This is a genomic window from Martinezella sp. CNPSo 3890 (assembly GCF_057784455.1).
Map to the genome: position 1 here is coordinate 19175 of NZ_JBXSOR010000032.1, position 12551 is coordinate 31725.

Sequence of the window (12551 nt, forward strand, 5' to 3'; positions counted from 1 at the left end):
TTGCTGGCGATGAAACCGACGGTGCGTTGGCCCATATATCCCATTAATCTCATGTGAGGATTGGAAGTCGATGGGTTGAAAAACTGCTCCCAAAAATTGTTTTAGTTGAGGTAAATAAAATTTCCGATTGTCATAGTCACCGTTTCATTGAAGGACATTTGTCACTCGGCAGCCAATGAAAGGGATCGTGCAAATTAGGGGGCGGCGGCATGCATGAGAAGCGTTCGTCCGTACCGATGAACCGATACTACGAATGTTATCGGAATATTCTCGCCGTTAAGGAGCACGGCACACGGCGCGCGCAAAACGCATATGCTTCATGCTGCCAGCTTGCCGCTTGTTGAACAGCAAATCCCTGCCTTCACTTCACAAAGCCTCACGCTCGCCTCCACAGGTTCTACAGGCGCTTGCTTATTTTAAAGACACAAAGGCGTCGAACTTTCTGCAACTCTCAGTGCATGTTAGAGAAACGTCAAGAATTTCCAGGGCTTGAGGCCAATGGTCTTCGTAAATCGGGTTGTTGGTTCTTATCCTTTCAAGAGCGAAGTGAATTTCGCATCTTTCAATCCAGTCGTGCCCCCGCGATCAAATAAACCAATCACGATCCTAACTCTCCAGCCTGTAAGCGCGGTTTGATACGATCGCTGGCCCTGATGTTTTCCGCACGAATCGATCCCTATCAACTTGCCGCGCTTTGGGACGCTATACGATGCCACGGGTTCTTCAGTTCGTGCGGTCCATTCTGCTATGCTGTCACATCATACCATCGTCACTCCGCCGACTGTTTGGCGCCTAGTAGAGCAATGACCGTGGGGTGTTCTTTTGCGTTATGATTTTAGCCAGTTTTGCATTTTGCCGTGCCATCGAAGGTGACGCCCGCGGCGCGACCGCGTCGGTTCGCGTCGTTCAGTGCAGTGTTGGTTTCCACGAGTCAGTATATGGAAGGTCTCGATACCTCCCATCGCAGATAGCCCTGAAGGGAGTAGCTTAGCAGCGGCTACTCCGTTGATGTTCGAGCGTGGGAACCGGATACAGGCTGATTAGTCTCCTCGCGATTGTTCCTGCAAAACCGCCTAATTGGGCAGGTCGAGGGCGCATGCGCGGCACACCTCCTGAACTGTGGCTGGCGCTCTCAAGTTGAATAGGCCGGAGAGGCCGCGTTCTATTCTTGATGCCCGGATTGCATCCTTGATGGCAAAGAACACCGAATTTGCCAACACCAGGGGAGGCTCGCCGACTTCTTTGGCAGAGAAGATCCCCTGATCGTCCGGAGGGATGTTAACAACCGACGGATCGTTTCGCGGAAACAACGACACATTGAACTCGAGTGGGATCGTGACGTGCGCTGGGATCTTATAACGCCAAGTATTGGTCGTATTGAGCTGCCCCTTCCCATTTCCAGCATTCGTGTCAGGCTGGTATACGAGATTCTCTGTCATGAGGAAGCCAACGCCCTGAACGAAGGCGCCTTCGACTTGCCCGACGTCGAGCGCGGGGTTCAGACTCCAGCCAACGTCGTAGACGAGGTCGGAGCTGCGAATCTTCGTCTCCCCCGTGAGGATGTCGACCTCGACAACCGAGCAGGCCGCCGAGTAGGTGAATCCCACGAACTGGCTCTGGACGTCTGTAACGGTTGGGACGTTCGCCCTCGTGATGCCTGGAATATTCAGCTGATCCTTGGCCTGCTTGAAGGTCAGGACCGGCATGTCGAAGTCGCCGTGCTCGATATCGGCGTTGAAGGTTGCCGTCAGCGGCAGTCGCTGCTTATAGGCGTAGTTGACCAGGTTTTGCCAGATCAGGGCGGTGACTTCGTTGATGGTGACTTCGGTGTTCCAGCCGGCCTCTCCGTAATTCCAGAAGTCGAGCCCGTTCGCTTGGCACCAGTCATTCCCATTATCTTTCAGCAGCTGATAGCCGAACTCCGTCAATCCTTGGCGCAACTGTTCGCAGGTACGCTTCACGGCCTCGGCGCTGTAGGGCGTTCCCGTTGAGGCGCCGCTGCTGCTGGTATTGGGGGTCGTATCCGTTTGCGGACTTTCCACATGGATGAGTGACTGCGGGATGTTGAGCACATAGGCCGCCACCTGCCTGACCTGGGTCAGCAGGCCCTGGCCCATGTCGACACCGCCCTGATGGATCACGAGCGAACCGTCCGATTGATTGACTACGACGATCGCAGACGACTGCTTCAATTGCTCAAAATTGTATCCCGATCCGTATTTGACGGGAATGAGCGCAATGCCTCGCTTCCTCCATTTGTTTCGCGCATTATACGCTTGAACATCCATAAGCTTATATTGGAATTCACATTTTGCTTTCAGGTAATTCCAGACTTCCAGCATGTAACAGGCAGTCAGGGTCTGACCGTAAGGAGTGACTTCACCCCGCTGGTAAAAATTCTTCTCCCGCAGTTCCTCCGGGCGAAGTCCAACCGCAGTCGCCGCGTCGTCTATGAGGTTCTCCAGAATATTGGTGGCCTGAATGTCCCCGAACGCTCTCATCGCCGTATTGGGTGGCGTGTTGGTCCTGCAGACATCGATCTGGCTCTCGAAGTTATCGATCATATAGGCATTATCGATGCGGGTCTGGATGCAATTCGTGACCACAAAGGAACAGTCGTAGTAGGCACCACCGTCAGCCCAAAGGGTCAAATGGGTGCCTTTAATCCTCCCCTTGTCTTCCGGGCGAACCGAACCGTCATCGACGGTTATCTGTCCGACGCCATAAAGGGCATGCCGCTTGCCGATCATCGCCATATCGCTGTCGCGGGCCATCGCCAGACGTACGGGCGCATCCATGACTGCGGCGGCAACGGCCGTCGGTCCCGTGGTGAAACGCGCCTGCTCGGTTTTTCCGCCAAAGGCGCCGCCCAGCAATCGCGTCTGGATCTTGACCTTGTTGTACTGTCGTCCCAGTGCCGAGGCGACGGTCTGATGCATCTCCATCGGGCTCTGCGTCGACGAATTGACAATAATCCTTCCTTCGTCCGCCGGAATTGCCAGGCAGGCTTGCGTTTCCATGTAGAAATGCGCTTGCCCGCCGGTTTTCTGATTGTTGACCACTCGGATGCAATTCGCCCCGTCGACGGGCACGTTGTCAGTCACTACCGGCTCTGCATCGAAGTCGCTGGGGACGGCTGGCAGGGAGGCCATCCAATCAAGCCGGCTGCGCGGGCGCGTGATCTTCCATATGTGGCAGAGATACGCCGCTGTGGACGGGGTGTCGGGGAAGATGCTTCCTTTTGTAATGGCGTCCTCGATCGGCAATATTGGTTCTTGCCAACTCACGTCCCAATTGATCGGCTGATAGCCGAGGCAATATTCGGAAACATAGTCGGCAATCAGATTCGCATCCTCCTCGGTATCGGCAAGCACCATAGCGATCGCCTGCCCGAAATAAAGAACGGAGCCTTCGGCAAACATGGGTTGATCGCCGCCCATGCCCTGGAAGTTAGCCGGCCGGACAGGTACGTCCTCACATGTCAGCAGTCGGCGGAAGTGCGGGAACATGTCCGCCAGCTTGTCGCTGAGATCATCCGGCTGAACTGGATTGCTTTGCCATTGGAATGAAAACTGGGCCAGGGCGCTGCGACTCTGGACGAAGGCGGCATGCAGGGTGCCTTGGGGATAGGCGAGTTCATGGGTATAGTGCGTGCGGCCTGAACACTGTTCTAGGGCGGTCGCCTTGACGTATGGCTGTCCGACCGGAGCTTTGAAATCCTGTGCCGTATAATCCTGAAGACCGTTGCTGACCGGCCATGTTCCCCAGGTCATTTCGCCGGCAGAATTGGCGTTGACCGGCATTGCAAAGCCCATTCTGACAAGGACCGCAACACCCGCCTTGTAAAACATCGCAACGGCAAGGTTCGCCTTGTATTCGTCGGTAAATCCCTCCCATGGAGCCTCGCCCCTTCGAGCCGCAGAATCCGCCAGAGCTTGTGTTACATCTGCCTTGAGTTGTGCGCAGGCGGACAACAGGTTTTCATACGAAAAAGCCGTGCCATTCCAGAACCAGCCCTCGATGGTCGAGGCCCTCCAATAAGAGGCATTTATCCCTCCGAATATGACCTTTCCGGGACTCTTTGCGTTGCCCGATGGAACGTCAATATCAAATGAAATGAACGAGTTAACGATGGAGTGTGCGTTTACTTCCCGCAACGCCACCTTCTGGGCAAAGGAGAAGTAGCGCTCATAGGGGTCCGAGAAAGACGTACCGGTGGGAGTGATCTGAAAGCTGACGATCACAATTTTGCCTGGGAAGGTCGGATCAGTTTCAATCCTGGTAAGGAGCGTATCGACCTGTTCGGTCGATTGCTGTCCTGGCACTCCATTGGCGAGATCCAGTTCATAATAGGTCACGGTCAAGTTTGTGCCAATGAGGGCGAGCGTCAGGTCGGACGGGAACGGCTCGCCGCTGCCGTTTGCAACGTGATGGAGCCACAACATGAAGTTTCCGCCGATCGAAGCGGCATTTCGAACGATGCGTCCGGCCGTCCTTTCGGCCATATACAGAATCGCGGCGAAATCCGGAGAGTTATCATCGAGGCTGGCGATAAATTCAATGAGTTCACTGTAGGTGATGCAGGCGGGAAGGGTGTAATGAAGCTGATCGTGAAATGCCGGGCTAGGCTTGCCTTGCAGCTCCTGCACGTATCGCAGGTCGATAAAGGCATCGACTGTCTCGAATTCGGTCTTGTAGATCCCATAGGATGTGCCGCCATGTATGAAGCGGAACGTCTTGCCGCCATTCGTCAGGTGGGCCGCGTCAGCTGCCAGTTCATCCATGGTCGATGGCGTAAACCACTGCACAGACCCCAGAACGTCCAGGGGCTCTACTGGAAATGGTGAGGTCGGTGCGTCGATTCTGACCGGAGTTCCTTTGGGAATATCGATTTCTGGATCCTCAAAGCACTTCATCCGATGGTCCTCATCATCCGAAGACCAGTCGCTTGCCAAAGTCTTCATGCCAGTGAGGATTGGACGGTATCCTGTGCACCGGCAGAGATTACCATCGAAAATGCCTTCGATATCTTGTTTGATAGCCTTAGGATTGTTTGTGATGAACTCCGACATGTTCATCACAAAGCCAACACTGCAATAGCCGCATTGGCTGCCATTGTTGCTTGAAAGTGCATGGGCAACAGGATTGATTTGAGAGATATCAGGACCAGCGGCAAGTGTGAGATCCCTCTTGTTGCTTGCCTTCACCTGCTTGATCGCTTCAACTAGGCTGGTGGGAAGGGAATCCTGGAAATCAGGACCTCCGCGTGAGGCGGTCGGATGATGTGCGGGATAAGCGGCCAACGAGGCCGGCATGCTGCCTGTCCCTTCGATCGTTGTAATCGCCATTCCATTCAGCGAGCAGAGTCGGCGCAGGCAGGAATTGATGGCGCGGTGTCTGATAGACCCTCCACCCGGCCAGTCCGAGAGAATGACCGTGCAACCACCGCACCCGCCTTGCCCGCAGGGCTTCTTTGTGCCTGTCAGGCGCACCTCCGGCGACCGCAAATAGTCAACGAGCAAAGTGGACGGAGAGGGGTTCTCGATAGTCACTGACTTACCGTTGAGATAGAACTGCAAGGTCGACGTGGCTGTCATTTGTGGCTCCCTGGCTAGCTACGATTAAGAATTCGCCTCTACAGCGGAGGTCCCGCTGGTCATGAGGCGGCTGCCTATCTGAGATTGATTAATCTGCTTTGGTCGGTCCGGCCGTTTCAACCGGGAATCCACCCGTGAATTTATCCAGTGTGCGGAAAGACGCAGCCCGTGCGTCAGTTCAGCGGTATGGCGTTTTTATGCTTGCTCTGCTGATAGAGTGCCGACAATGAAACGTATTTCTCTGCTATTGCGGATGCGCGCTCTTCGAAATGCGAACGCATCGTTTCGTCTGAAACGGCGATCATGTCGCGAATGAAGCGGCTATGCCAAAAGGCGTTTTGGCGCCGGTATTGTCCAGGGGCCAGTCCAAAAACCTCCTTCAGAATCTTCAAGTCGTGCGGAATGCTGAAGGCGTCACGGGAATCTTGTGCGTGAAGAATGAATAGAAGTTGTCGAACCCCGCCCAGGTGATTGCCGAAAGGCACATGGGGCAAGGTTCATGTGTTGAGAGAAAGATCAGATCCTTCGGAGCCGGTCTTTCTGCGGCCGGCTGTTCGGAAAAGCGCTTGAGAGCATGGATCTCGCCATGCCACAATGGACTTTCCATCTCATTATTCGTTTCCGCCAGTACGACAGAGTAGTCGTCTTTTCGCAACGAGGCGGCGCCGAAGATCTTGTTGCCGCGCGACACGCCCTGCTGTGTCAGAGGCAACACATGGTCCTCAAGTGCGGCCAGAAGTGCATTCAAAAGCAGGTTTTCATCTCTCGGGAGAGCCATTGCTTGTCATCCCTCACGATGCCAGAAGGCAGGGAATATGCGTTCCAAGCAGCATGCCAAGCACGCGATTGGCGTCTACGCCGATCGCAACTTTCTGATCGGGAGCCATATCCCATTCGCCGGGTGGATAAAGGGTTTCCCAGTCGCGCTGAATAGTCTGCCCGACCGCAACTCCTTCGGTTGCGACGCGGATCGGCCCTGATCGCACCTTGAACAAGGATGGATCGATCACGTAGACCGCGGCGGTGGCATCGTGAACATAGTAGCCGTCTATTCCGAACTGCGCATGGAATGCGCGGTATCCCTTGGATATTTCGACAATAAAGCGGCCTGCCTCGCCACCATACGCTGCCAGTCGATTGAGTTCCGCCGGTCCCATCACGACCTGTCGGGTGACATCGAGGCCAATCGCGGTAACAGGCCATGCCGCGCCGAACACCTCATCGGCCGCAAGAGGATCGCCGATCATGTTTGCTTCGGCCACCGGCGTCACGTTGCCATTGTGCCCGGAGAGCGAAAACGCGCCACCCATGATGACGACCTCCTTGACGAGGGTGGCGATGTCAGGCGCCTCTCTTAGGGCAAGCGCAAGATTTGTCAGCCGGCCGACGGCGAGGAGCGTGATCTCACCTGGATTTTCCCGCACCGTGTCGATGATGAATCTGTGCGCTGGTCGCGGGTCCGGCTCTGGGAGGGCGGACTCATCCAGTGCAATGTCTCCAATGCCGTTCTGGCCATGGATATGAGCAGGTGGCAGACTTGTCTCACCGGCAAGCGAGATGCCGGCGCCGCGCGCGACAGGCGCCGGAATGGCGAAGCGCTTTTTGAGATAGAGAGCGTTGCGTGTGACCGTATCGATGTCAGCATTGCCAAAGACGGTGGTAATGCCAAGGAGCGTGACATGGGGATAAGCATTGAGAAACAGAAGCGCTGCCGCATCATCGACGCCAGGGTCCGTATCGAAGATGATTTTGAGCGACCTGTTTCGTACTGGGATTGCAAGGTTCGACATTGTCGTCACGCTTTCGCCAGGAGCTTCGGGAAGAAATGTTTCTTGCCTGCTTCGGCCTTTTTCGCGTCCCAGCCAGCGAGAATGACAACCGCGCGGCTGGCAACGGCACAACACCTTTTTATCGAATCAGCGGAATCCTCGCGTTTGCGCGTGATGCGGTTGGCACCCACTGAACATATCATCCCGCCGCGAAACCCGAACAATTGTGCCAGTGTGAATATGGTCGCTGCTTCCATCTCGAAATTCGCGACCTTGGCCTTCTGCAGATCATCGATGACATGGTCCATTTTCGACTGACGGAAACCGCCCGGCATCGGATTGACCTCACCGGCATAGAAGCTGTCGACGCTGGCGGCGAGACCCACATGATAGCGTTCGCCCATGTCTTCGGCCGCCTGGATCAACGCCAGCAACACCTCATGATCGGCGACCGCTGGATAGGATCTGTCGACATAGGCATCGACTGTGCCCGAAAGGCGGAGTGCGCCAGTCGAGATGACCAGGTCGCCAGGCTCGATCTCCGGCTGAAGGGCCGCACAGGAGCCGACGCGGATGAAGGTATCGGCTCCGCAATTCGAGAGTTCCACAACGGCAATGTCCGTCGAAGGACCGCCAACGCCGTGCGAGCAGGCGGTAATGTCGACACCATCGAGTGTGCCGCGCGCCGTTCGGTATTCACGGAAATAGGCGACCTCTTCGTAGGAATCCCAGGAGCTTCCAACCACCGGCACACGGCCGGGGTCGCCAGGGGTCAGGACGTAGCGGGAAACATCGCCAGGCCTGATCTTCAGGTGCATTTGCAAGCCGCCAGGATGAATGGGCGTGTGTTGGATCGTCATGATTATCTCCTCAGCTGCGCAATTATTTCGGGGGGATGAATTCGGTCGAATAGGTCTTCGAGACGTCGACCGCGGACTTCAGATCGCCGAATTCCCGAAGCGTTTTCTCGGTCTCTGCGATCACTGCGCCATCGAAGGCGCAGGCGCCCCTGGCGCGCGAGAAATCGGTGTAGACGAAGCTTTCCTGCAGCTCCATCTGCTTGGCCTGCTGCACCGGATCGAGCTGGTTGTTGAGGCCGACGACGGTCTTTACGGCCTCGTCCTTGTGGGCGTAGGCATAGTCATAGCCTTTCTGCGTTGCCGCCACGAAGCGCTTGACCAAATCTGGATTGCCGTCGACCGTCCTGCGGGCTGCAAAGATCACCTCGGCATAGGTGCTGATACCGAAATCGGAGGGCAGCAGCGTCGACGTCTTGTGTCCCTGCAGGTCGAGCGCGACCGCCTCGTTTATGACGAAACCGGTTTTGGCGTCGACGGAGCCATTGACCAGGAGCTGGTCGCTCGGCGACACCACGAGTTTGATCTTCTCGAGCGGTACGCCAGCCTTGGCGAGCATGGCCTTGGTCAATGACCATGGACCGCCTTCATTATAAGCGAGCGTCTTGCCGACCAGATCGGCAGGTTTCCTGATGTCGCTCTTCTCCAGGGAGACCACGCCGGCCGGGTGCTTCTGGAAGCATGCCGCAACCATGACGAGGTCCATGCCGTTGGCATCCCCCAACAGGATCTGGCCGACATCATTCGTTCCGAACGTATTGGCACCTGACGCCACGAGAGCCGTCGAATTCAGGTTGGGTCCACCTGGCATGATATCAACGTCGAGGCCGGCATCGGCGTAGAAACCTTTTTCACGGGCCATCACGTAACCGGCGGACTGCACGTTGAGAAGCCATGGCAACCGAAGCGAGACCTTGTCGGCAGCAAGAGCTGGCGCCGACACAACGACGGGGGCCAGCATGAGGGCAGCAAAAAGGGCATATGCACATGATCTCATTGCAAAGTCTCCGAACAGGTTGTGAATGGTTCAGGCGTCCATGCTGGCTTCGGGCCAGAACAGACTGATTTTTTCGACGATAACGACCAGGTAAAACATGAGGATGGTTGCGACGGATGACGCAACGATCGCCGAAAACAGCATGGCTGCATCCTGCTGGTAACCGGCGGTGACGATGACCGTGCCGATCCCGAAATTGGCGCCGGTGAATTCCGCCACGATGGCACCGATAACGGCGGTACTCGAGCTTACCTTGGCGGCTGCAAAAATATAGGGAAGGGCGGCGTAGAATCGCGCATGGCGGAAGACTTGCGCCTTTGTCGCGCCGATGACCGAAAGAAATTCCAGGCTTTGCCGATCGACGGTGCGCAATCCCTTTACCGCGTTGACCAGTGTCGGGAAAAAGCAGGCGATTGCGGCGATCGCTACTTTGGGCGGTAAACCGAAACCGAGCCAGATGGTGAGAAGTGGAGCGATGGCAAGGATGGGGATTGCCTTCAAGGTGATCGCCCACGGAAAAAGCGCCCGTTCGGCGGCTCTGGAATAAAGGAAGAGCATGGCCAGCGAAACCGCGAACGCCGTTCCGATGACGAAGCCGAGAACCGCGGCAGCCATGGTCCAGGCGAGATTTTGCAAAAGCATGTCGCGTGCTTGCCAGATTTTCACGCCGATGGCGCTGGGAGACGGAAGCAGGTAGGCAGGAACGGAGAAGACCCTGACCGCGACCTCCCAGAAGATCCCGATTGCAACAAACAGCCCGATGGCCGGTGCGAGATCGATGAGGCGGGAAGCAATACGGGCGACGGCAATTTGGACGGAGGGTGCGGCGGAATCATTGCTCATGGATCAATGCCTCCAGATCCCGCATTTGAGACACATATTCCGGACTGGCGCGCAGCGCGGGATCGCTGACACGTGGATTGAGAACGGAAACGATCGATTTTATCCGGCCGGGGCGGGGAGCCATGACGACGATCTGATCGGAAAGATACAGCGCCTCGCTGAGCGAATGCGTGACGAACACGACCGTCAAACCCCGTGCGTTCCAGATGCGGATCAATTCGTCATGCATCTCCTTGCGCGTCAGATCATCAAGCGCGCCGAACGGCTCGTCCATCAGCAGAATGTCTGGCTCGTAGGACAAAGCGCGTGCAATCGACACGCGTTGTCGCATGCCACCGGAGAGTTGAGCGGGATAATGATCGGCAAAGGCATCCAGATGGACAAGATTAAGGAGATCAAGAACCTTGTCTCGACGCTCCGCCGCAGATCCGGCGCCAAGAATGGCCAGAGGAAGTTCTACATTCTGGAAGACCGTCTTCCAGGCAAAGAGGCTGGCATCCTGAAACACGAAGCCGAATTTCTTGCGGCGCTGGTACTCGACCGAGGAAAGGCCGTGAACGCGCACCTCGCCCTTGGTTGGCGGAAGGAGATTGCTGATGATCCGGAGCAAGGTCGACTTGCCGCAGCCACTGCGGCCGATGATCGATATGAAGCGATTTTCAGGGATGTTCAAGTTGATGTCGACCAGCGCGTCGACCGTTGCCCGCTTTCCGGGAAAGGACATGGAGACATTTCTGATCTCGATCGCGGCACGCAGTGGGGATATGTCCGATGCCATCTGTTCAATCGAGGAAAAAACCTCCCCCACGGGTTTGATTAGCATTTCAATCCCCTGTGTTGCGATTGTCCTGAAATGATCCACTGCCCATTTTGTGGCATCGCTGAAGATGCCTCATAGGTTTCTCTTCAGTAATATCGATGATATGGCCGACGGATGGCCTTGCACCAGCAGATTTATTGAGGCTCTCTGCTCGAATAATTCGCTCACTTGGAGGCTGGCATGGCGCTTCTCAAGACTTCGCTTATTCATTTCGATGCCGCGATCCGGCATGGTTCCATCCGCAAGGCGGCGGAAAGCCTGAACGTCGCCTCCTCAGCGATGAACCGCCAGCTTCTCCAACTCGAGCAGGAGATCGGTGTCGAACTGTTCGAGCGACTGCCGCGTGGTATTCGCCCGACGGCAGCTGGGGGTGTCCTTCTGAGCTACATCCGGCGCTGGAACAGGGAGGCGGCACTGGTCAAGCAGGAGATTGGCAGCCTCAGCGGCGGTGTACGGGGCACGATCCGCATCGCTGCAGCAGAGACCTTTACCGAGGACCTGTTGCCGAACGCAATGATGAAGTTGCAAGCCATTTTCCCGCATGTGAGTTATACTCTGATATCAGGCGACAACCAGCGCATCACCAACGAGCTTCTGGCAAAGGAGGCGGATCTCGTGCTCGCCTATGATGTCAGCGATCATGTCCGTGCCGAAAGAGCATATTCGATCATCGATCCGATCGGGATCATTACCGCTCCGGATCATCCGTTATCACGAAAGGAGGTTGCGACACAGGCCGACATTGCTGAATGGGCGCTCATTGCGCCTGGCGATGACTGGCTCAGACATAGCGGTTTGAAACATATTTTCGAGGGAGAGCAGGCCCCCGGTCGTATCGTCGCTCGAGCTGAGCGGCCCGGTATTCTCAAGGCTCTCGTTCGAGCCGGCCTGGGTATCGCTTTCCTCTCGTTGCTCGGTGTGGAAAAGGAGGTCTCCGAAGGCAAGCTTGCGTGGATACCACTTGGCCCCGGCATCATGGAGCCCGCGCAGATTTCGCTCCTGATACCACGTGGCCGTGTGCAGCCCGTCTACATGATGGAATTCATAGAAATCGTGAAGGGCGAGCTGAGCGAGTATTTGCGCGTCAACCGTCAGGGTCTTGGGATCTTGCAAATGTGAGACCTCTGTCTGCTGGCGTTGAGGTATCGAAGGGTCTGTTCAAGCAAGCTGCGGCCATGCCTAAGCACAAGTTTAATAATTATGGTTGTCGCCCGATTAGAACAACGGGGTCGCGGGTTCATATCCCGTCAAGAGCGGGACGTTCAGAGTTCAAGCAACCATTAGCTGCTTGCTCATTCTGCCGGAGAGCATTCACGCTTCATCACCCTTGCAGCAAAAATCCGCGCGGCAACGGACCAGCCGTTTCCATGTATCGTGCCCCACTTTGTCAACATGGCCTAGGCAGTAGTGACGATTTAACTATCGCAGCCAAATGATTATGGCAGCGATGATGACGAAGCCTCTGAAATTGGCGAGCAACTTGTCGTATCGGGTGGCAACGCGGCGGAACTGCTTGAGCTTTGCAAAGAAGCGTTCGATGAGGTTGCGCTCTTTATAGAGCCGCCAGTCGCAGCGGTGCGGGCGGCGGCGCTCCGGCCGCGGCGGAATGACGGGGGTGGCACCAGCGTCCAGAATGGTGTCGTGGAAGTGTTCGGCATCATAGGCTCT

General features: G+C 56.1%; 8 protein-coding genes and 1 pseudogene. 1 reads left to right on the top strand and 8 read right to left on the bottom strand.

Going from position 1 to position 12551, the window contains the following annotated elements; all coding sequences use genetic code 11:
• Positions 1–1073 precede the first annotated feature (1073 nt).
• From AC13RC_RS33570 to AC13RC_RS33600, 7 genes and pseudogenes are all read right to left on the bottom strand, one after another.
• Entirely contained in the window at positions 1074–5597 is a 4524-nt protein-coding gene (locus AC13RC_RS33570) for a molybdopterin cofactor-binding domain-containing protein (protein WP_488559737.1), read from the bottom strand.
• A gap of 173 nt (positions 5598–5770) precedes the next feature.
• Positions 5771–6375, bottom strand: a pseudogene (locus tag AC13RC_RS33575) (deaminase).
• 13 nt (positions 6376–6388) lie between these two features.
• The gene (locus AC13RC_RS33580) at positions 6389–7387 is read right to left on the bottom strand and encodes a nucleoside hydrolase (RefSeq protein WP_113355788.1); all 999 of its coding nucleotides are present in this window, start codon (positions 7385–7387) and stop codon (positions 6389–6391) included.
• Positions 7388–7392: 5 nt separating this feature from the next.
• Positions 7393–8226, bottom strand: coding sequence for a nucleoside phosphorylase (locus tag AC13RC_RS33585; RefSeq protein WP_113355787.1), 834 nt, complete (start codon positions 8224–8226; stop codon positions 7393–7395).
• 22 nt (positions 8227–8248) lie between these two features.
• Complete coding sequence (locus AC13RC_RS33590; RefSeq protein WP_488559738.1) at positions 8249–9220, bottom strand: ABC transporter substrate-binding protein; 972 nt, start codon at positions 9218–9220, stop codon at positions 8249–8251.
• 30 nt (positions 9221–9250) lie between these two features.
• On the bottom strand, positions 9251–10063 hold the full coding sequence (locus tag AC13RC_RS33595) for an ABC transporter permease (RefSeq protein WP_488559739.1): 813 nt from the start codon (positions 10061–10063) through the stop codon (positions 9251–9253).
• Positions 10053–10886, bottom strand: coding sequence for an ABC transporter ATP-binding protein (locus AC13RC_RS33600; RefSeq protein WP_113331650.1), 834 nt, complete (start codon positions 10884–10886; stop codon positions 10053–10055). Before AC13RC_RS33600 ends, AC13RC_RS33595 begins: the two co-directional genes overlap by 11 nt.
• A 177-nt stretch (positions 10887–11063) precedes the next feature.
• On the opposite strand from AC13RC_RS33600, the gene AC13RC_RS33605 reads away from it, so the two are divergent.
• Positions 11064–12002: a LysR family transcriptional regulator gene (locus AC13RC_RS33605; RefSeq protein ID WP_113355783.1), complete on the top strand. Its 939-nt coding sequence runs from the start codon at positions 11064–11066 to the stop codon at positions 12000–12002.
• 300 nt (positions 12003–12302) lie between these two features.
• On the opposite strand, the gene AC13RC_RS33610 is transcribed toward AC13RC_RS33605, so the two are convergent.
• A partial coding sequence (locus AC13RC_RS33610; RefSeq protein ID WP_488559740.1) for a transposase occupies positions 12303–12551 on the bottom strand: 249 nt, incomplete at its 5' end.